The sequence below is a fragment of the Candidatus Eremiobacteraceae bacterium genome, from assembly GCA_036511855.1.
Lineage (GTDB): Bacteria > Vulcanimicrobiota > Vulcanimicrobiia > Eremiobacterales > Eremiobacteraceae > JABCYQ01.
In genome coordinates this window covers 24,101-43,586 of sequence record DATCBN010000049.1, presented here as the reverse complement: position 1 = coordinate 43,586, position 19,486 = coordinate 24,101, and the positions used below count along the sequence as shown (strand labels likewise).

Sequence of the window (19,486 nt, the reverse complement as noted above, 5' to 3'; positions counted from 1 at the left end):
CCGGCGTCGGCGAAAGGAACCTACTTGAGAAGCATCAGCGTGGCCTCCACTATGGGGCCCGGAATTCGAGTGGATTCCTCGCGGCTGAAGTCGGCCGCTGACGCCGCATAACATAAAGAATTCCGTGGATACGCGAGAGCGTTCCACGAATCGGGTCGTCCGATGACCGCAGGTCGCGCTTCCTGAAATGGAAGCCGTTAAGCCCTAAGTTGGGGCCTGCCGAGGAAGCGATAAGCGAAGAAGATTTTTTTCGCGGGCGCTTTCTTGAGAGATCGAGAGGGCGCCCGCATCATTATCTGAGGAGGTGACACTAGTCTAATGCCAACTGAAAAGAAAGACAAAGCCATCGCGGTTCTGCGCGAGAAGATCGCGCAGAGCTCGAACGTCTTTTTCACGGACTTCCGCGGTCTCACCGTCGGCGAAATGCGCACCCTGCGCACGAGCCTGCGTAAGGCCTCGGCGAGCTACGAAGTGGTGAAGAACACGCTGTTCGGCATCGCGATCGGCGACGAAAAGCGAGCGCAGCTCAAGTCCATTCTCGAAGGGCCCACCGGCGTCGCATTCACGGGACCGGATCCCGTGGGCGCGGCCAAGGCGCTCACGCAGTTCGCGACCGAAAGCAAAAAGCTGACCATCAAGGCAGCGTTTGTTGACGGCGAGTATTTCGATCGTCCGAAGATCGAAGCGCTGTCGAGGGTCCCGTCGCGCGTCGAGCTCTTGACCAGGCTCGTCGGAAGCCTCAAGAGCCCGATTCACGGAATCGTCGGCGTTTTGGGCGGCCATCGAGCCAGGATCGTGCACGTAATCAGCGCGATCCATAGGAAGAAATCGGAAGAACCGGCAGCTTAATTCATCAGCAATTTGCGAAAGGATATCAGGAAAGTATCATGGCGATTCAAGAAATTCTCGATCACATCGACAAACTCACCGTGCTCGAGCTGCACGAACTAGTCAAGACGCTGGAAGAGAAGTTCGGCGTCAGCGCTTCGGCGCCGGTGATGATGGCTGCGGCGCCCGGTGCGGCGGCCGCGGGTGCTCCCGCCGCCGAAGCCAAGACCGAGTTCGACGTCGTGCTGACGGCCGCCGGCGACAAGAAGATCAACGTCATCAAAGTCGTGCGCGAAGTCGTCGCCGGTCTCGGCCTCAAAGAGGCTAAGGATCTCGTCGAAGGCGCGCCCAAGGCTGTGAAGACCGGCGTGACCAAGGAAGAAGCCGACGCGATCAAAGCCAAACTCGAGGCCGAAGGCGCGAAGGTCGAAATCAAGTAGAACGATCGGAACGAAGAGAGGGCAAGCCATGCTTGCCCTCTCTTCGTATTTGTTCGCCGCCTGTCAGGACGGCGTGATGATCACTCTCGCATCCGATCCATTGGACGTGGCCAATCCGCTCTTGGACGTCATCGTGTTTTGCCACTTGCCGAACTGCGCCGGATCGCTATTGAAGAATTGTTGGATTCGAGTGATGCGGTCGTCGGTGGACGGGTGGTCCTGCACATATTGTTCGAACCCCGCGTTGCCGTACAACTTTTGGAGTTTCTGAAAAAACCACTCCATGCCGTAAGGATTGTAGTTGGCTTTGCCGGCGAGGATCACGCCTTCATGGTCGGCTTGGTACTCTTGCGCGCGCGAGAAGTTGAGAAACGCGTAGTTGCCGAGAAGATTCACCATGGTCGCCGTGGTCTGATTGCGGATGAAGATGCCGAGGATGGTGCCGACGACATTGGCCGTCTGTGCCTTGTGCAGTCGATCCATGACGTGGCCGAGCACGAGATGGCCCGTTTCGTGGCCGAGCACGTTCGCGAGCTCGTCTTCGTTTTCGCTGTCGTGCAGCAGTGCTTGGGTCACGTAGATATTGCCGCCGGGCACCGAAAAAGCGTTGGCGTCGGTCCCTTTCACCACGATGAAATTCATGGTATACCAATGCGGCGCCGCAGCTCGGCTTATGTTATCGCCGATCTTGCGCAAGACCGGATAATACGGCGATGAGTCCACGATAAGCCCTTGGCTCTTCTGTTGATTGTAGACTTGCTGTCCTATTTGGCGTTCTTGATCGTGGGCGTCTGCCGCCGCGGGCAGCGCGCCGGCCGGCAGCGCCGCCAGCGCGGCGAACGCGCCGGCGCCGCAGAGCAGGCAACGCCGTGAAAGAGTTTGGGGATCGGTGGGGGTCTGAGCGTTCATAGCAGTTCTATAACGTAAGGGGTCGGGGCGGCGTTTCTGTGGGACATTGGGCAAGCGATGCTTGCCCTCGTACTAGGGTGAGCAACGCTCACCCATCTTTGGGCAAGCGATGCTTGCCGTCGTACTAGGGTGAGCAACGCTCACCCATCTTTGGGCAAGCGATGCTTGCCCTAGTACGATTCAATTAGTGCAAGAACGGGACCAGGAGCAGCGACACGATGTTGAGCACCTTGATCATCGGGTTGATCGCAGGGCCGGCAGTGTCTTTGTACGGATCGCCGACGGTATCGCCGGTGACCGCGGCTTGGTGAGCGGGGCTTTTCTTGCCCCCGTAGTTGCCGTCTTCGATGTACTTCTTCGCATTATCCCACGCGCCGCCGCCAGAAGTCATTGAGATGGCGACGAAGATGCCGGTCACGATCGATCCGACGAGAACGCCGCCGAGCATGAGCGCCGCGTTTTCGCTGCTGATGATGCCGACCACGCCGAGCAAGACGATGAAGACCGGCGTGAGCACCGGGATGAGCGCGGGCACGAGCATCTGGCGAAGCGCGGATGAGGTCACGATGTCCACGCAACGGCCGTATTCAGGCTTGCCGGTCCCATCCATGATGCCTTTGATCTCGCGGAACTGACGGCGGACTTCCTCGACCACCGCGCTGCCTGCTTGACCGACCGCTTCCATGCACAGCGCAGCGAATATATACGGCAGCGCGCCGCCGAGCAGCAACCCGGCAAGAACGTACGGTTTGTCGAGCGCAAAGACGAGCGTTTGGGATCCGATGCCCGCCAATTCTTGTTGGAACGATGCGAACAAGACGATGGCGGCGAGCGCAGCGGAACCGATGGCATAGCCTTTGGTGACGGCTTTGGTCGTGTTCCCGACAGCATCGAGCGGATCGGTGATGCCGCGGATCTCCGGACCAAGTTTCGCCATTTCCGCGATGCCGCCGGCATTGTCGGTGATCGGCCCGTACGAGTCGAGCGCGACGATGACGCCCGCCATCGAAAGCATGGACATCACAGCGATGGCGACGCCATACAAGCCGGCGAGACCGTACGACACCAAAATGCCGAGTACGATCACGATCACCGGCAGCGTGGTCGCCTTCATGGAGACTGCAAGGCCGGTGATGATGTTCGTGGCATGCCCGGTCGTGGAAGCCCGCGCGATCGCTTGCACCGGCGGGAATTGAGTGCCGGTGAAGTATTCGGTGATGATCACCATGAGGCCGGTGATCACAAGACCGACGAGCGAACAGTACCAGAGATTCAGCGGGGTGAAGCGCTCGTCGACCTGAGCCGCATTCTGCATGATGTGGCCGGTGATGAAGTAAAAGGCGATGGCCGAAAGCACGGCCGCGATGGCCAAGCCGACATACATTGCGCCCATGATGTTCTTGTTCTTGACCTTGACGAATGCGGTGCCGATGATCGACGTGATTATCGAGGCCCCACCGAGGACCAGCGGAAACAAAGTGGAGATCAGCTGGAGTTCAGCGTTGCCTTTGAATACGAGAGCGCCGAGCAGCATGGTGGCGATGGTGGTGACGCAATAGGTCTCGAATAAGTCGGCCGCCATACCGGCGCAATCGCCGACGTTGTCGCCCACGTTGTCCGCGATGACCGCTGGGTTGCGCGGATCGTCTTCGGGTATGCCGGCTTCCACTTTGCCGACGAGATCGGCGCCGACGTCGGCCCCCTTGGTGTAGATGCCGCCGCCGAGACGCGCGAACACGGAGATCAGCGAACAACCGAAGCCTAGACCGACCATGGCGTTCAAAGCCGAGGGCAAGTCGTCGCCGTAGACGGAATGCATGATCGCGAAATAGCCGGACACCGCGATGATGCCGAGGCCGACGACAAGCAGACCCGTGATGGCGCCGCCCTTGAACGCGACGTCGAACGCCGCGCCCAGCCCGCCTTTCGCTGCTTCGGCCGTGCGGACGTTCGCGCGCACGGCGACGAACATGCCGATGAATCCAGTCAGGCCGGACAGGATCGCGCCGACGAGAAAGCCGACCGACGCTTCCCAACCTTTGAAGACGACGGCCAGCACGATGGCGAGCACGACGGCTACGACGGCGATGGTGCTATATTGGCGCTTCATGTACGCCATCGCACCTTCTTGGATGGCGGCCGCGATTTCGCGCATCTTGGGATTGCCGTCGGACTTGCGCAGAATCCACGAGATGAGGTACGCGCCGTAGCCGATGGCGAGAAGCCCGCACACGAGCGCGAATCCGATAGCCAGTTGCTCCATCGACATTGACGAATAGTGATTCATAGTGTTGCTTGCATATCTCCGTGAAGCGCGCCGCCGCCGCGCGGCAATAGGGTATACGCATACCTAAAGGCACTTGCTAGATAACCTTGCGGATTTTTCCGGTCCGTCCCGCTCCTCCTGCGCCATGCAGTCAAGATGCTGTGGGAAGGGTCGCTTCGGCCGGAACAACAAAGGCCCTAGGCGCGTGGCGAGATTCTTATTTGCGCGTGCGATCCGCTTCGTGGCCGTGCTGGTCACGATCACCGTTCTCACGTTTTTCTTCTTGCACGAAATCCCCGGGAATCCGGTGCAGATCCTCTTGGGCGAGCATGCCACGCGCGCCGACATCATCCGGCTCACGCAGCAATTGGGCCTCGACAGGCCATGGTACGTCCAGCTTTGGGCATACCTTGTCCAAGTCGCCCACGGCAATCTTGGGGTGTCGCTCGCCGACAACGAGCCGGTCGTCTCGAAGCTGCAGACGTATTTTCCGGCGACGCTCGAGTTGGCGCTTGCGGCGATGTTCGTCGCGGTCCTCGTCGGCATTCCGGCCGGCATCGTCGCCGCGCTCAATCACCGCACCTGGATCGACACCGCGCTTTCCGTCTTGGTTCTCCTCGGCGTATCGGTTCCCGTATTCTGGCTCGGATGGATGATGTTGTGGCTCATCGCGTACGAACCGTCTAAGTTATGGAATCTGGATCTGTTCCCGATCGGCGGACGAATCTCGCTGCGCTACGACGTGACGGCGCACACGCACTTGCTTACCGTCGATGCACTGCTCGCCGGAAATTGGCCTGCCTTCGTCGACGTTCTGCGGCATCTCGCGCTGCCCGCGATCACGCTTGGAACGATACCGATGGCGATCATCGCGAAGATGACCCGCGCCGGCATGCTCGAGGTGATGCAGACGGATTACATCAGGACGGCAAGAGCTAAAGGCTTGAGCTACTTTGCCGTTGTGATGCATCATGGGCTTCGCAATGCGCTGATCCCGATCGTCACGGTCATCGGACTGCAGACCGGACTTTTGCTTGGCGGCGCGGTGCTGACCGAGAGCATCTTTGCATGGCCTGGCGTCGGCAGGCTCGCTTTCGAAGCCATAAGCAATCGAGATAATCCGCTCATCAACGGGTCCATTTTGCTGTTCGCCACCACCTTCGTCGTCGTGAATCTGCTCGTCGATCTGCTCTACGCCGTCCTCAATCCAAAAATCAGATACGCGTGACAGCCTCGTTTGTAACCGCCATCACGCGACGAGCGTGACGCGAGCGTGGTACGATAGGATTCAGCGCGGGTATAAGTCACGGCCGCAATCCACTTCAGGGGAGACGACGATCAGCGACCGAACAACCGACACAACCGAGACCTACCGCCGCTCGCCGGCAACGGCGTTCCCCGGTAGAAGCACACCGCACGACACGCGCATCTGCGCCCGCTGCGAGGCCACCAATAGCCTCGGCGAGACTTTTTGCAAAGTGTGCGGGGACGAATTGCCGGCACCGATCGGCGGCGGAATCCCAACCGCGGTCCCGACGCGGCGCATCACACGTCCGACCGTGGACGGCGAATTGATCGTCCACGAGGACGGGGTTGGAAGCATCGGCTGCGTGGTGAAGCTCGACCGAGACGTGCTCCTTGTGGGCCGCGCGTCGAAGTTGGATCGGGTGTTTCCCGAGATCGACCTAACAGCGGCGGATCCGGAAAGCTACGTCTCGCGCCGCCATGCGCTCATCTTGCGCAGACACGGCGGATTCGCCATCGAGGACTTGGACAGCGCGAACGGGACCTATCTCAACGGGTCGACGCGCGTCGGCGCGCATATATTGGCGGCGCTGAAAGACGGCGACAGGCTGATGTTCGGTCAAACGCACTGTACTTTGCGGCTGTGCCCGGCCAAAGAATCTTAGCTAATTGCGTACTAATAAGATATTCGGGATATTAGGAGCAATACGGTCATTCGCGCAAAAAGGGAAAAAACGGTCCGCTAGGAAAACGGGAGGCGCCGAGCTATTCAGCGTTCGGCTTGAGTGTGCGGATGAGCGAGAGCCTCTATCCGATGGCTCGATTTTGAGTCTTCATGGAAGAAGGCCGCAATGGCAGGCGCACGGCGCGGTAGCGCAAGTCTTGCCGGAATCCCACCCAAGGACTGGATGACGTCCGGCGAAGTCGCGCGTGCCCTCAATATGACAAGGGCGGCTATTCGACGTTGGGCCCGCGAAGGGCTCGTCGATGCGATCAAGACGCCCGGCGGTCAATACCGCTTCCGGCGCGAAGCGCTCGCACGTCTCATGGATGTCAAACGCATAAACCGCAATGGGGCGACCGATTTGGACCGGCGGTCGACCGATCTGGGCCGGCGGTCGAAAACATGAGCTCGCGCACACCGGTCAGGGATCGATGTACGATCGCGGGTCTGACGCTGACGCGCGAAGAGATCATCCATAAGTATCTGCATCTCGTCAAATACGTCGCCGGGCGCATCTCGATCAATCTGCCCTCGCACGTCGAGATCCACGATCTCGTCAACGAAGGAATCCTGGGATTGATCGACGCCATCAACAAATACGACGATTCACGCGGCGTGAAGTTCGAGACGTACGCCATCACACGCATAAACGGTGCCATACTCGATGCGCTTCGCGCGCTCGACTGGGTGCCGCGCGCGGTGCGCCAAAAAGCGCGCGAGATGGAGAGGATCTTCGCGGAGCTCGAAGGGCGGATGGGGCGCGCGCCGGACGATGTCGAGGTCGCGGCCGCGCTCGGCATTCCGCTGAAAGACTACCATTCGCTGCTGCTCAAGGTGCGCAGCACCTCCGTGTTGTCGCTCGAAGAATTCTTGCCGAACGAGCGCGGTCACGATGTCGCGCTCGTCGACACGTTGAAGGACGGCGGCCCCGATCCCACGTTCCTCCTTGAATCCACCGAAATGAAAGGGTCGCTCGCCACTGCCGTCGACAGCCTGCCGCCGCAAGAACGCACGGTGATCTCTCTTTACTACTTCGAAGGGCTGACGCTCAAAGAGATCAAGAGCGTGCTCGATGTTTCGGAATCGCGCGTTTCTCAGATCCATGCCCAGGCCGTCATCCGCCTGCGATCCAAGCTCAAAGCCATGCACGTCGAGGGCACGTTCCGCGAGGGCGACCCCAACGTGAAGCAAAAATACGTGAGAAAGAAGCCGCAAACCGCAAGTTAGGGCCGCCCCGGGTCGGATTCCGACGAGGGGTTCGCCGGCGCCCCGGCATGCAGTAGAAGAACGCGCTGCCGAACGGGCGAAACCGCATGCGATGCAATGGCTCAACTCGTTTCGCGACGGTCTTGAAAAGACGCGCAATCAACTTGAGGGCCATTGGAATTCGCTCATCGGCCGTCAACTGGTGGATGACGCGTTCTGGCAAGAATTCGAAGAGACCATGATCGGCGCCGATTTCGGCGTGCCCACCACGGAAAAAATCCTCGGCCAGCTCAAGACCGCCGCGCAGCAGCGCAATCTGCGCGTCGCGGCCGATGTCGTCAAAGTATTCAAGGAAGATCTGGGCGACTATCTGCGCCACCCAGCGCTTGCCGGCATGATCGAGACCGGCCGGCCCCACGTCGTGCTGGTGGTCGGCGTCAACGGCTCGGGAAAGACCACGACGATCGGCAAACTGGCTGCCAAGGAGCACAAGCGGGGCAAATCCGTCATGCTCGTCGCGGGCGACACTTTTCGGGCCGCGGCAGCGGATCAGTTGGAGATCTGGGCTCGACGGGCCGATGCGGAGATCGTCCGGCGCGCGGAAGGGGCCGATCCGGCTGCGGTCATCTTCGACGGTCTCGCCGCGGCGAAGGCGCGCGGCATCGATGTGGTGTTCATCGACACGGCGGGGCGGCTGCAGACCAAGCACAATTTGATGGAAGAGTTGAAGAAGATGCGACGCGTGATCGCGCGCGAAGTGGCCGGTGCGCCCCATGAGACCCTGCTCGTTCTCGACGCCACCACCGGCCAGAACGCGCTTTCCCAAGCCCGGCTCTTTCACGATGCGACGCAAGTAACCGGGGTCGTCCTGACGAAACTAGACGGCACAGCGAAAGGCGGGATAATCGTCGCGGTGATGGATCAAGTCGATATTCCCATCAAGTATGTGGGGTTCGGCGAAACGGTGGATCAATTGAGCGCGTTCGACCCTCGGTCGTACGTGGACGCATTATTTTGAAGGAGAACGCGGTGTCCGAAAAAGACAAGGCGCTGGAAAACGCTGTCGCACAAATCGAACGGCAATTCGGCAAGGGCGCCATCATGAAGCTTGGCGAGGCGGCATCTGCCATCGCCATCGAGACGGTGTCCACAGGCAGCATCGCGTTGGACATCGCGCTTGGAGTCGGGGGTCTTCCGCGGGGCCGTGTCGTTGAGATCTACGGCCCGGAATCTTCGGGCAAGACCACCTTAGCGCTCCATTGCATCGCCGAAGCGCAGAAGAACGGCGGGGCCGCCGCGTTCATCGATGTCGAGCACGCTTTGGACCCGCTCTATGCCTCGAATTTAGGCGTGAATCTCGACAATCTGCTCGTCTCGCAGCCCGACACCGGAGAACAGGCCCTCGAAATCGCCGAGATGCTGGTCCGCTCGAATGCAGTGGACATCGTCGTCGTCGATTCGGTGGCGGCCCTGGTGCCGAAAGCCGAGATCGAGGGCGATATGGGCGACGCGCACATGGGTCTGCAAGCGCGGCTCATGTCGCAAGCACTGCGCAAGCTCACCGCAGCCATCAGCAAATCGCGCACCACGATGGTGTTCATCAATCAGATCCGCGAGAAGGTCGGCGTCATGTTCGGCAATCCCGAGACCACAAGCGGCGGCCGGGCGCTAAAATTCTACGCGTCCGTTCGCTTGGACGTCCGCCGCCTGGAGACCATAAAGTCGGGCACCGACGTCATCGGCAACCGCACACGGGTGAAGGTCGTCAAGAACAAGGTCGCTCCCCCGTTCCGCGTCGCCGACTTCGACATCATGTACGGCAAAGGCATCAGTAAGACGGGCTCGCTCATCGATGTCGGGCTCGAGTTGAACTTCGTCGGCAAGAGCGGATCGTGGTACACCTATGGCGACACCCGCATCGGACAGGGTCGCGAGAATTCTAAGACCTATCTTGAGGAGCACACCGACACCGCGGACGAACTGGAAGGGAAGATCCGCGCCACGCTGGTCAAGCCCCCTGTAGGGTCCATCGCCGTCGACAACGGCGCGGCCCGATTCGCAGTCGTCGGCGAGTAAGCCCGCTCCGTGGACGGCCATCCGGGCGCGCAGGCGGCGCGACCCGGCGGGAGCACCATCGCCGCAGCCGTGCGCCTGCTCTCAGGACGGCGCATGACCAGGTCGCAGCTCGCGCAGAAACTGCGCGACCGCGGACACGCTGCCGATGCCATCGAAGCGGCGCTCGCCGAATGCGAGCGCCGAAAATATCTCGACGACCGCACGTACGCCCAGTTGCACCTCAAGTCCGTGCTCGACCGCAAAGCGGTCGGTCGATTGCGCCTGTTCCAAGAGCTCGTACGCAACGGCGTCGACGGCGATCTTGCGCGCGAAGTCTTAGACGAACTTGAAGACGACGAGGATTCGCGCATCGAGCGCGCGCTCGCAAAGCTAGAGGCGATGCGGCCTGCCGACGGATACGCGCAGCTCGGCCGCCGGCTCGAACGACTCGGATTCGGAGCGCCCAACATCAGTCGCGCGTTGCGCCGAAGCGCCGAGCGGCGCGGCAACATGCCCGATCAGATCGAGGTGCTCGAGTGAGCGCAGCACTCGAGGCGCTCCAGAGCGAGGATCTCGGAGGCGGATTCCGTTTTGCGGAGCTCCGCGCCGGCGGCACCGTCATCATCGCAGGGGCGCTCGCGCCGCTGGATTTTCATGGGCTCATGTCGGCTGCGTCCGTCAACGCGCGGACCCGCGTCGAATTCCACTCATGGGCCGAGTCGCTATCCCCAGGCGCAGGCGCACGTCTGCGCGGCGTCGACCAAGTGCATGGCGCGGTCATCGCCGGTGCCGAAACGCTGCGCGACGGCCGCCGCGTCGAAGCCGACGGCGTCATCGCCGATTCGGCGCACGATGTTCCCGTCGTCTTGGCTGCGGATTGCGCGCCGGTGTGGCTCATCGATCCTTCGCGCCGAGTCAGCGCGTTGGTGCACGCAGGCTGGCGCGGCATCGTGGCCGGCGTGATCGAATCGGGCGTGCGTGCGTGCGTTGAACGGGGGGCCAGTGCGCGGCAGCTCGTCGCCGCGGTGGGCCCTCACCTCCAAGCCTGCTGCTTCGAAGTCGGGCCTGAGGTCGCGGCGCAATTCCCGGGCCACACGCGCCCGGCTGCGATGCTCGTCATCGAGCGGCATCGCGACGACAGCGTTTCGTTGGACGCCGCGTCGTCCATCGCTGCGCGCTTGAGCTCGGAAGGCGTCCGCACAATCCACGTCGCGCGCGCGTGCACGCGTTGCCGCGCCGACATCTTACATTCGTATCGCCGCAACGGTAAAGGCGGCCCGCTCATGGGCGCCATCTGCGTGACACGCATCGACAAAATAGCGTAGCACGCTAGCGTCCGCAGCGCACTCATACGTGATATACTTTAAAGCTCGTTAGATATTCGTTCCGAAAGGTCGACACTTTTATGGGAACGTCTGTTGTCGTCATATGGCGATCGTCGTCGCTCGTCCGACTACGGGGTCGTCTATGAAATTATTGGCGGCCGGCGAGAAGGCTGTGACTGCGCCCGCCACGCGTGTCGCGCTCGTCGTGGACGACGAACCGGCGATCACGGAATTGGTTCGCGACGCCCTCACCGCCGAAGGCTTTTCCGTCGACTCCGCGTCCGATGGCATGGCGGCGCTGCGCAGCGCGCGCAAACATTCGCCCGATGTGGTCGTCCTCGACATCGGATTGCCGGGACTCGACGGATTTGAAGTGTGCCGTTCGCTGCGCAAAGAGACGAACGCACCCGTCGTCTTTCTCACCGCGCGCGGCGCCGAAGTCGATCGCATCGTGGGATTGGAGCTCGGCGCCGACGATTACATCGTCAAGCCATTCTCCCCTCGAGAACTGGTCGCGCGAGTGCGGGCGGTCCTCCGCCGCTCGGGCGCGGCGCCGCTCGCGGCCGCGGCTCGTCGAATCGTCGGCGCCATTGCGGTCGACGCGCAGCGGCGCGAAGTCACCCTTGACGGCAAACCGGTACGCCTCAAACCGCGCGAATTCGACGTGCTTTGGCTGCTGGCGTGCAACGAGGGCCGCGTATTCACCCGCGATCAATTGATCGAGACGGTATGGGGATTCGATTTCGATGGCGACCCGCGCACGGTCGACGTCCATGTCCGCCGTCTGCGCCGCGCGCTCGGCGACGATGCCCGCTCGCCGCGGTATCTCCACACCATTCACGGCCTTGGCTACAAGCTCTCAACACCCGGAACCGGCTAGGGACTAGAGCGGCATGCCCACGGAGCGGCGCCATCTGCCGTCGCGCATCGCCGACCTTCGTGGCCTCACACCGAGCCTGAGGCAGCTCGCCGAACAGGGCCGCGCGGCTCCTCTCCTCTACCTTGAGATCACCGGGCTGGACGGCATTCGCGGCGGTCAGCGCAGCAAGGCATTGCAGGCGTGCAAGCAAGCAGTTGCGACGGCTCTCGCCGCGTCCGCCGGCAGCGTGCTCCGGCACGGAGACGTCGTCGCGGCTGGTCCGAGCGCCGCATGGTTTGCCGCACTGCTGGTCGGACGGGCGGTCGATGCTCGAGCGCAAGCCGCAGTGGCCGACCCCGACCTGGTGGTGGCGGCGATGCGTTTGCGAAGCGCGGTGCTTCAAGCATTTCGCGACGCCCGGCCCGTGGGAGCCGTTCCGCGTCTCGCCGGCGTGCGCGCGGGCTGGACCGTGATCGAGCCGGTCGACTCGACGTCACCCATGGTTGGACTGCGTCACGCATTGCGCGGCGCCGCAGTGGTGGCTCGAGTGGAAGAGCGGCGGTCCACATTCTTGGCATCGGTCACACACGAACTGCGCACGCCGCTCACCGCCATCGTCGGGTACGTGGAGCGGCTGCAGTCGGCACCTCGACTGGCCGCATCGAAGCGGCGGCACTACCTCGACGTCATCGCCTCTGAGGCGGCGCGGCTCACGCGGTTGGTCGAGGGCCTCATCGACGCGGGTGCTTGGGGTGCGGGCAGTCTGCGCCTGTGCATCGCGCCCGCGGATATCGGCGCCATCGTTCAACGAGCGTGGCGTTCCGTCGAACCTCGATACGCGGAGCGGAGCTTGCGCTTCACGCAAAACGGCCGCGCGGTCGCGCCCGTCGACGGCGAACGGATGCTGCAGGTGCTCGTCAATCTCGTTGACAACGCGGCCCGCCACGCGGCCGGCCGAGTTGAGGTCCGCATCGGCGTACGCGCGGGGGAGCTCCGGATCGCGGTGTGCGACGACGGCGAAGGCTTCGCGCGAGAAACGCTGCACGATTTCGCGCGGCCGTTCATGGTGGGTCCAGGTGGGCAATTCGGACTTGGGTTGTCCATCGCGCGACTGCTCGTCGAAGCCCACGGCGGAATATTGCGCGCGGCAGGACGACGCGGCGGCGGAGCATCGGTCATCATCAAACTTCATATCGCATCCTGATAAGAGATCTCGCAGGAGCGCCGAAACTTTCGCGCAAACAACGATGACGCCGCCTCGAGACAGGGAACGTCGCGCGGCGCCCGTCAGGAGGATTTTGCGTGAGGATCTGGTTGGCCGTTATAACTGCCGCCGCAGTCCTATGCGCCGAAGTCCCCACGCCCACGCAAGCAGCAGAACTCGACGCCATTTCCAAAGCGGCCGCCGGCTATCACGGCGGTAGCCTCGATACCGGCGCTCTCTATCAGCAATGTCTGCTCACCACCATCCAAAACGACATCACCTACGCACCCGACGACACGACGTACGTCATAACCGGCGACATCGGCGCGATGTGGCTGCGGGATGCGAGCGCTGAGGTGCGGCCGTACATATATTTCGCCGACGACCCGGCGGTGAAAGCCATGTTGCGCGGGGTCATCGCGCGCGAAGCGAATGATCTGCTCGTCGATCCGTACGCCAACGCTTTTAACAGCGACTACAAGGTCGCCGAGGAGAAATTCGAGCTCGATTCGCTCGCGTATCCGATTTGGCTTTCGTGGACCTATTGGAAGCACACCGGCGACGACACGGTGTTCACGCCCGAGGTGAAGCGTGCGTACGAAGCGGCGCTTGGAGTCATGGAACTCGAACGCGACCACAGCCTTTCGAACTACCGCCATCAAGCGCTTGTCAATGGGGGCGCAGGCGCACCGGTCGGTTACACCGGTATGGTGTGGACGGGTTTCCGGCCGAGCGATGATCCGGCGCAATACGGCTATAACGTCCCCGACAACATGTTCGCCGTGGTGGCGTTGACCGACCTAGCCGAGATTGAAGCAAACGTTTGGCACGACGACGCCATGCGCGCGCAAACGACGGAGGTTCGCGATGGCATCCGCACCGGCATCAACAACTACGCGATCGTATACTCGGACAAGTACGGATACATGTATGCGTACGAAGTCGACGGCACCGGACACGTCAATTTGATGGACGACGCCAACGTCCCGAGCCTGCTTTCCATCCCGTATATAGGTTACGAAACGTCCACGAACGCGATCTACCAGAACACGCGGCGCTTCGCGTTGTCGGTAGATAATCCGTATTACTACACGGGTGCCGCCGCGAGCGGCGAGGGAAGTCCGCACACTCCGAACGGCTATGTATGGCCGTTGGCGCTCGTGATGCAGGCCCTCACGTCGACGGATCCCGCCGAGGTGTCGACGATCATCGCGCAGTTGCACAATTCCGATCTCGGCGACCACCTGTTGCACGAATCTTTCGATCCGAACGAGCCGGCGCACTACACGCGCTCAAATTTCGCTTGGCCATGCTCGCTGTTCGCCGAGCTGGTTCTCACCCGCGTCATGGCGTACACGGCGCTGCCTACAGCCAACGTCGGTGAAGCGCCGCAAGAAATGGCGAGGGCCGCGTCGGGCTCTCGCTGAACATCGGCGCAGAGTATCATCGTCGTCCTTGAGAGGTAGCCGGCATGCCCGTCAACCTTGTCGTCGGTATTCAGTGGGGTGATGAAGGCAAGGGCCGCATCGTGGACTATCTGTGCGCCGGCGCGCACATCGCTGCGCGCTTCGGTGGAGGTGCGAATGCGGGTCACACGGTCATCGTCGGCGACAAGACGTACAAGCTGCGCATCGTTCCGAGCGGCGTGGTCACCGGTGTCGAGTCATGCATCATCGGCCCGGGCACAGTCGTCAATCCTGAATCGTTCTTGGCAGAGATCGCCGCGCTCGACGCGGCCGGCATCGACACGAGCCGCGTCTGGGTCTCGGATCTCGCGCAGCTCATCCTTCCCTATCACATCGAACTCGATCGTGCCGGCGAACGCGCACGCGGCAAAGACGCCATCGGCACCACCGGCAACGGAATCGGACCGGCCTACGGAGATCGCGTCGCACGATGCGGGATCCGCGCAGGAGATTTGCGCGACCTGGCTCACTGCCGTTCGATCGTCGAGAGCCGCGCTGCCGCGCTCGCGCCGACCGGCATCGAGGTCGACCCCGGCGAGATCATGCAGTGGTTGGACCGATTCGCGCCGCGCATGCTCCGCCACGTCTGCGACACGGTCTCCATGTTGCACGATGCGCTGCGTGCCGGCAAACGCGTGCTCGTGGAAGGGGCGCAAGGAAGCATGCTGGACGTCACGTTTGGCACATATCCGTTCGTCACATCGTCGGTCACCGTCGCCGGCGGCGCGGGAGCCGGTCTTGGCTTCGGCCCGACGTGCGTGGAATCGGTGATGGGCGTCGTCAAAGCTTACACTACGCGCGTCGGCGGCGGCCCGTTTCCCACCGAACTCACCGACCAGACCGGCGAACGGCTGCGGTCGATCGGCCGTGAGTTCGGCGTCGTCACGGGGCGGCCGCGCCGCTGCGGCTGGCTAGACCTAGCCACGCTTCGATACGCGGCGCAAGTGAACGGCGTCACCGAGATCGCGCTCACAAAATTAGACGTCCTCGACGATTTCGACCAGATCAACGTTTGCGTCGCGTATCGATGCGCATCCGACGTTTCCGTGCCGTTCCAGATCGCCGCCGGCGCTCAACCGGAATATCACACATTGGCGGGCTGGTCCGAGTCCACCACCGATGCGCGTTCGTTCGACCGGCTGCCGCCCGCGGCGCAAGCGTACGTCAAGTTCGTCGAGCGCGAGTGCGGGTTGCCGATCACGCTGGTGTCAGTCGGTCCGGAGCGGCGGCAGATCATCGAGCGCGGCGTACGCGCACTCGCGGGGACGGCGCCCGCATGACGCGAACGCGCACGCTTGAAGCGGTGAGCGGCATCGAGCGGCGATTGCGCGCCGCGTCATCGGCCGCCGCCGCACTTGCGCGCGAGGCCGCGCACCATCGGCGGCATAACAGTCTTGCATTTGCGGGGGATATTCACCACTTCAACGCATCCGCGTCGCGAAGCTCGTTCGCGTGCGCTGTGGCGGCGGCCCGGCGGACCATGTTGACGCTTGCCGGCGCTCACCTCGCCGCGCGCCAGCTCGCCGCCGACGAAACGGCTCGTCTCGCGTTCGAAGCAGTGATTCCGTGGTCGCAGATGCGCGCCGGTCTCGAACGGCGCCGCGCGCGTCGGGCCGCGAAGTCTCTCGCATGAGCCGCGTCAACGACGACGACCTACGCCGTCTCGCATCGGCTCTTTCGGCGCCCGAAGGCGCCAAGAAGTTCGTTTCTCGCGACGAGTCGGGCGTTCAACGCGCCGCGTTCGAACGGATGCAGACCGAACTCGGCCAAAAGGCCGGCGAAGATGCGCTTGGCCGTTCACTCACCCAGTTGCTGGCAGCGTATCTCAATCGCCCCGTGCGCGCAGTCGCCGGAGGCGCGAGCGGCGCCATTCCAGGAGCGTGGCACTACGTGGCTCGCAGCGGCCCCGTTCAATGGTGGATCGGATTCGAGGCGCCGCTTGCCGCAAGTCTTGCCGACGCGATGCTCGGAGGGACCGGCTCCTCGGTGAAGTCCGGCGGCGGGCGGCGCGCGCGCGCGCTTGTCGGGAAGGTGGCCGACGTGTTCTTCGAGGGCTTAAGCTCCATCGTCGCCGCATCGCGACCATCGGCGGCTGCTTGGACCGATGCCGCGCTTCCCGAAAACCGCGCACAACTCGCCGGCAGATGCGTCGTCACCACCCAACCGTACGCGTGGCAAGCGGGCGTTGAGTTCATCGGTGAAGCGGCGCAGATCGACGAACTCACGCTGCCACGCCGCCCGAGCCAGGATTTGCGTTCGCCGGAACCGCTCGGCTTTGTTATGGAGAAGCCGGCGAAACGTGCGCCGGACGCGCCGTCGCCCGAAGCCATCCAGCGCGACGTCATGGGCGAGATCCGCGACATCATCGCAGCGGCGTGTGCTGGTCTCTTCGAACTATTGCATTGTCCGGTCGCGGTCGCTTTGCCCACGGTCACGGAGGTCGAAGCGCCTGAAGTGCCAGATGCGGCGCTGCGCCTAGCGTTGACCACAGGGGGCAAAGGCGCGCTCGTGGTCTGTGCGGAGCGCGACGCCGTGGTCGCGTTTGCATCGGGAGCCGTCGGCGCGCGCGTGCCGGAGGCGGAAGAGATCGGCAGCGTGGTCCGCGCGGCCGCCGACGCGGTGCTTCGGGAGATCGTCAATGGCATCGCGGCGCGGCTCACCCGTGTGCCCGGCGCGCCGCAGCGAATCGTCTACATCGCTGCCGATGCGCAACTCGCGCGCACCCAGCATATCTCGGCGGCGATCACGCTCCACGTAGACGGAAATGCAGCGAACCTGCGAGTGCTCGTTCCGCGTTGGATGGCCGGAGCAGCATGATCGCGCCGCTCGCGCGCTGGATCGCTCGGCTCCGGCGAAGTCCGCGCGCCACCATCGACGTGGTGGCGGCGCAACCGCTTGCCGCCGGTCTCGCGGTGTACGTCATCGATATCGACGGTCATCGCACTGTGCTCGCCGCAGGACCGCACGCGATATGCGTGCTTTCGGCCTACCAAGCGCCGCAGAACGGCGCGCCGGAGGGACAGCAGCCCGTTCGCGTCTAACAATAGAGCATATGTTGGATATTTGTTCGCGGTTCGGCGACCGCATGCTAAACCGGCTGAGTAAGGACCTCTCTCGGCGATGAGGCGGATCTATCCGTTCGTGTGGACCGCAGCCTTTTTGGCATCCGCGTTTTGCACGTACTGCCTCATCCGAAATCTTGCCTTGCCCGAAGAACACAATCCCACGCGCGACCGCATCCGCGCGCTGATCGACGAAGCCGACGATCTGCTCCAGACCCTTGACAACCAACGGCGCGCGTAGCGCCGCCGAAGCCGTCGCCGCCCAATCATTCGTCCTCGATGATCTCCTCGAGAACGGTCAGGGCGTCGGCCGCGTCGACGGCCTCGTCACATTTGTCACCGGCGGCCTACCCGGCGAGCGCGTGCGCGTCGCGGTGGACTCGGTCAAGCGGTCGTATGCGAGCGCACACGTCGTCGCGATCGAATCTCCATCGCCGGATCGGGTAGACGCAGGCTGCCCCGTTTTTCCACGTTGCGGCGGATGTCAAACACTTCACTACCGCTATGAAGCGCAGCTTGCGTGGAAACGCAGACTGGTCGTGGATGCGCTCGAGCGGCTCGGCGGACTGCACGGCATCGTAGTCGACGAGACGATAGCGCCCGCAGTCGACCCGCGCGCAGGCTATCGGAACAAGGTCTCGCTCGTCGCCCGCTATGCCGGCGGGGCCATGAGGCTTGGATTCTACGAGGCTCGATCGCACCGAATCGTTCCGGTGGAACGCTGCCCTGTCTTATTGCCCCGGCTCGATGCGGTGGTATCGCAACTCGTGCGTTTCGCGGCGGACGAGCCGGAAGCGTTCTCGGGGCTCGCGCACGTGGTCGCGCGCGCAAGCTCCACGCGCGATGAGATCGTGGTCTCGTTCAACGGCGAGAAGCCGAACAAGCGGCTCGGAGCGCTCACGGACGAATTGCGCAGGCGGATTCCAGGAGTCACTGGGCTTTCGATGAGTTGGGACCCGGCCGGCGAGAACGCCGTGTTCGGACGCCGTTCGGCCACGCTTTGGGGCAGCCCGGTCGTGCGCGAAACCGTCGCGGGCGCCACGTTCTCGTTCGGGATCGCCTCGTTTTTCCAGATCAATGTCGCGACGCTCGAATTGATCGCGCAGCGCCTCATCGAGCGGCTCGACGGGGCGAGCCGGATCATCGACCTCTATTGCGGCGTCGGCACGTTCGGCGTCGTGCTCGGCCGGCGGGGCATTTCGGCGTCCGGGGTGGAATCGTTCGCTCCAGCCGTGGGCGAAGCGGCCGCAAACGCCGCTGAAAATGCCGTGACCAACGCTTCGTTCGAGCACGCTTCGGTCGCCGGGGCACTCGTAGGCGAACGGGGCAAAACCTTGCTCGCGGGTGCCGATGCCGTCATCCTCGACCCGCCCCGTAAAGGCTGTGAGCCGGAGGTGCTCGCGGCGCTGAGCGACAATCGCGCTCCGCGAGTTCTTTATCTCTCTTGCAACCCGGCGACGCTCGCGCGCGACGCGAAAGCGCTGACCGCCTCCGGATACCGGTTGGAACGCGTCACGCCGTTCGACATGTTCCCACATACGGGGCACGTGGAGACGCTCGCCGAATTCGCGCTGTAGCTGCCACTACAAAGATTGAGAGATCATGAGCGACGTACCCATCGATATCGCGCACATCGCGAAGCTCGCCCGCATCGCCCTCACCCAGCCTGAGTCCGAGGCGTTCGCGGCGCAGTTCTCGAGGCTCTTCGATTTCATCGCGGAGCTTCAAGCGCTCGAAGTCGAACACGTCTCCGCCACCGCGCAGGTGATTCCGATCTTCAACGTGATGCGCGACGACGTGGTCCGCGATTCGCTCGACCGTCCGAGCGCGCTGCGGAACGCACCCGATGTCGAGGGTCCGTATTTCAAAGTTCCACGCATACTCGAGTAGGGCAGAC

At 63.0% G+C, this 19,486-nt stretch carries 22 protein-coding genes; 20 read left to right on the top strand and 2 right to left on the bottom strand.

Going from position 1 to position 19,486, the window contains the following annotated elements; genetic code table 11:
• Positions 1-318: 318 nt before the first annotated feature.
• Positions 319-849 carry a 50S ribosomal protein L10 gene (gene rplJ, locus VII69_07350; protein ID HEY5094910.1) on the top strand — a complete coding sequence of 177 codons (531 nt, stop codon included), beginning with the start codon at positions 319-321 and terminating at the stop codon, positions 847-849.
• 38 nt (positions 850-887) lie between these two features.
• Positions 888-1,268, top strand: a complete 381-nt coding sequence (gene rplL, locus VII69_07345) for a 50S ribosomal protein L7/L12 (GenBank protein ID HEY5094909.1) — start codon at positions 888-890, stop codon at positions 1,266-1,268.
• Between the two features lie 63 nt (positions 1,269-1,331).
• On the opposite strand, the gene VII69_07340 is transcribed toward rplL, so the two are convergent.
• Together VII69_07340 and VII69_07335 are read right to left on the bottom strand one after the other, a co-directional pair.
• Complete coding sequence (locus VII69_07340) at positions 1,332-2,177, bottom strand: M48 family metalloprotease (protein HEY5094908.1); 846 nt, start codon at positions 2,175-2,177, stop codon at positions 1,332-1,334.
• A 184-nt stretch (positions 2,178-2,361) separates the two neighbouring features.
• Complete coding sequence (locus VII69_07335; GenBank protein HEY5094907.1) at positions 2,362-4,464, bottom strand: sodium-translocating pyrophosphatase; 2,103 nt, start codon at positions 4,462-4,464, stop codon at positions 2,362-2,364.
• 184 nt (positions 4,465-4,648) lie between these two features.
• Between VII69_07335 and VII69_07330 the strand changes: the two genes are divergently transcribed.
• The 18 genes from VII69_07330 to gatC all read left to right on the top strand — a co-directional run bounded on the left by VII69_07330 (position 4,649) and on the right by gatC (position 19,479).
• The gene (locus VII69_07330) at positions 4,649-5,671 is read left to right on the top strand and encodes an ABC transporter permease (protein ID HEY5094906.1); all 1,023 of its coding nucleotides are present in this window, start codon (positions 4,649-4,651) and stop codon (positions 5,669-5,671) included.
• Positions 5,672-5,705: 34 nt separating this feature from the next.
• Complete coding sequence (locus tag VII69_07325) at positions 5,706-6,353, top strand: FHA domain-containing protein (protein HEY5094905.1); 648 nt, start codon at positions 5,706-5,708, stop codon at positions 6,351-6,353.
• Between the two features lie 186 nt (positions 6,354-6,539).
• Positions 6,540-6,818 (top strand): helix-turn-helix domain-containing protein, encoded by a 279-nt coding sequence (locus VII69_07320; protein ID HEY5094904.1) that lies wholly within the window; start codon positions 6,540-6,542, stop codon positions 6,816-6,818.
• Positions 6,815-7,639, top strand: a complete 825-nt coding sequence (locus tag VII69_07315) for a FliA/WhiG family RNA polymerase sigma factor (protein HEY5094903.1) — start codon at positions 6,815-6,817, stop codon at positions 7,637-7,639. Before VII69_07320 ends, VII69_07315 begins: the two co-directional genes overlap by 4 nt.
• A 91-nt stretch (positions 7,640-7,730) precedes the next feature.
• Positions 7,731-8,636, top strand: a complete 906-nt coding sequence (ftsY, locus tag VII69_07310) for a signal recognition particle-docking protein FtsY (GenBank protein HEY5094902.1) — start codon at positions 7,731-7,733, stop codon at positions 8,634-8,636.
• A gap of 11 nt (positions 8,637-8,647) precedes the next feature.
• The gene (gene recA / locus VII69_07305; protein HEY5094901.1) at positions 8,648-9,694 is read left to right on the top strand and encodes a recombinase RecA; all 1,047 of its coding nucleotides are present in this window, start codon (positions 8,648-8,650) and stop codon (positions 9,692-9,694) included.
• Positions 9,695-9,703: 9 nt separating this feature from the next.
• Entirely contained in the window at positions 9,704-10,213 is a 510-nt protein-coding gene (locus VII69_07300) for a regulatory protein RecX (protein ID HEY5094900.1), read from the top strand.
• The gene (locus VII69_07295; GenBank protein HEY5094899.1) at positions 10,210-10,998 is read left to right on the top strand and encodes a polyphenol oxidase family protein; all 789 of its coding nucleotides are present in this window, start codon (positions 10,210-10,212) and stop codon (positions 10,996-10,998) included. Before VII69_07300 ends, VII69_07295 begins: the two co-directional genes overlap by 4 nt.
• Before the next feature lie 142 nt (positions 10,999-11,140).
• On the top strand, positions 11,141-11,878 hold the full coding sequence (locus VII69_07290; GenBank protein ID HEY5094898.1) for a response regulator transcription factor: 738 nt from the start codon (positions 11,141-11,143) through the stop codon (positions 11,876-11,878).
• Positions 11,879-11,891: 13 nt separating this feature from the next.
• Positions 11,892-13,061 (top strand): ATP-binding protein, encoded by a 1,170-nt coding sequence (locus VII69_07285; protein HEY5094897.1) that lies wholly within the window; start codon positions 11,892-11,894, stop codon positions 13,059-13,061.
• A gap of 98 nt (positions 13,062-13,159) precedes the next feature.
• Complete coding sequence (locus tag VII69_07280) at positions 13,160-14,488, top strand: glycoside hydrolase family 125 protein (protein HEY5094896.1); 1,329 nt, start codon at positions 13,160-13,162, stop codon at positions 14,486-14,488.
• A 44-nt stretch (positions 14,489-14,532) separates the two neighbouring features.
• Positions 14,533-15,807, top strand: coding sequence for an adenylosuccinate synthase (locus VII69_07275; GenBank protein HEY5094895.1), 1,275 nt, complete (start codon positions 14,533-14,535; stop codon positions 15,805-15,807).
• The gene (locus VII69_07270; GenBank protein ID HEY5094894.1) at positions 15,804-16,160 is read left to right on the top strand and encodes a hypothetical protein; all 357 of its coding nucleotides are present in this window, start codon (positions 15,804-15,806) and stop codon (positions 16,158-16,160) included. The genes VII69_07275 and VII69_07270 overlap by 4 nt, the downstream gene beginning before the upstream one ends.
• The gene (locus tag VII69_07265; protein ID HEY5094893.1) at positions 16,157-17,344 is read left to right on the top strand and encodes a hypothetical protein; all 1,188 of its coding nucleotides are present in this window, start codon (positions 16,157-16,159) and stop codon (positions 17,342-17,344) included. Before VII69_07270 ends, VII69_07265 begins: the two co-directional genes overlap by 4 nt.
• Positions 17,341-17,568 (top strand): flagellar biosynthetic protein FliO, encoded by a 228-nt coding sequence (locus VII69_07260; GenBank protein HEY5094892.1) that lies wholly within the window; start codon positions 17,341-17,343, stop codon positions 17,566-17,568. Before VII69_07265 ends, VII69_07260 begins: the two co-directional genes overlap by 4 nt.
• 79 nt (positions 17,569-17,647) lie before the next feature.
• A complete protein-coding gene (locus VII69_07255; protein ID HEY5094891.1) occupies positions 17,648-17,830 on the top strand; it encodes a hypothetical protein in 183 nt (60 codons plus the stop codon).
• Complete coding sequence (rlmD, locus tag VII69_07250; protein HEY5094890.1) at positions 17,808-19,166, top strand: 23S rRNA (uracil(1939)-C(5))-methyltransferase RlmD; 1,359 nt, start codon at positions 17,808-17,810, stop codon at positions 19,164-19,166. The genes VII69_07255 and rlmD overlap by 23 nt, the downstream gene beginning before the upstream one ends.
• 25 nt (positions 19,167-19,191) lie before the next feature.
• Positions 19,192-19,479: an Asp-tRNA(Asn)/Glu-tRNA(Gln) amidotransferase subunit GatC gene (gene gatC / locus VII69_07245; protein ID HEY5094889.1), complete on the top strand. Its 288-nt coding sequence runs from the start codon at positions 19,192-19,194 to the stop codon at positions 19,477-19,479.
• Positions 19,480-19,486: the final 7 nt, after the last annotated feature.

Coding starts and splice junctions, on each gene's coding strand:
- VII69_07285 (HEY5094897.1), top strand. CDS start 11,892: ATGCCCACGGAGCGGCGCCATCTGCCGTCGCGCATCGCCGACCTTCGT.
- VII69_07270 (HEY5094894.1), top strand. CDS start 15,804: ATGACGCGAACGCGCACGCTTGAAGCGGTGAGCGGCATCGAGCGGCGA.
- VII69_07290 (HEY5094898.1), top strand. CDS start 11,141: ATGAAATTATTGGCGGCCGGCGAGAAGGCTGTGACTGCGCCCGCCACG.
- rplL (HEY5094909.1), top strand. CDS start 888: ATGGCGATTCAAGAAATTCTCGATCACATCGACAAACTCACCGTGCTC.
- VII69_07255 (HEY5094891.1), top strand. CDS start 17,648: ATGAGGCGGATCTATCCGTTCGTGTGGACCGCAGCCTTTTTGGCATCC.
- ftsY (HEY5094902.1), top strand. CDS start 7,731: ATGCAATGGCTCAACTCGTTTCGCGACGGTCTTGAAAAGACGCGCAAT.
- VII69_07315 (HEY5094903.1), top strand. CDS start 6,815: ATGAGCTCGCGCACACCGGTCAGGGATCGATGTACGATCGCGGGTCTG.
- rplJ (HEY5094910.1), top strand. CDS start 319: ATGCCAACTGAAAAGAAAGACAAAGCCATCGCGGTTCTGCGCGAGAAG.
- VII69_07265 (HEY5094893.1), top strand. CDS start 16,157: ATGAGCCGCGTCAACGACGACGACCTACGCCGTCTCGCATCGGCTCTT.
- VII69_07320 (HEY5094904.1), top strand. CDS start 6,540: ATGGCAGGCGCACGGCGCGGTAGCGCAAGTCTTGCCGGAATCCCACCC.
- VII69_07260 (HEY5094892.1), top strand. CDS start 17,341: ATGATCGCGCCGCTCGCGCGCTGGATCGCTCGGCTCCGGCGAAGTCCG.
- VII69_07335 (HEY5094907.1), bottom strand. CDS start 4,464: ATGAATCACTATTCGTCAATGTCGATGGAGCAACTGGCTATCGGATTC.
- VII69_07340 (HEY5094908.1), bottom strand. CDS start 2,177: ATGAACGCTCAGACCCCCACCGATCCCCAAACTCTTTCACGGCGTTGC.
- gatC (HEY5094889.1), top strand. CDS start 19,192: ATGAGCGACGTACCCATCGATATCGCGCACATCGCGAAGCTCGCCCGC.
- VII69_07275 (HEY5094895.1), top strand. CDS start 14,533: ATGCCCGTCAACCTTGTCGTCGGTATTCAGTGGGGTGATGAAGGCAAG.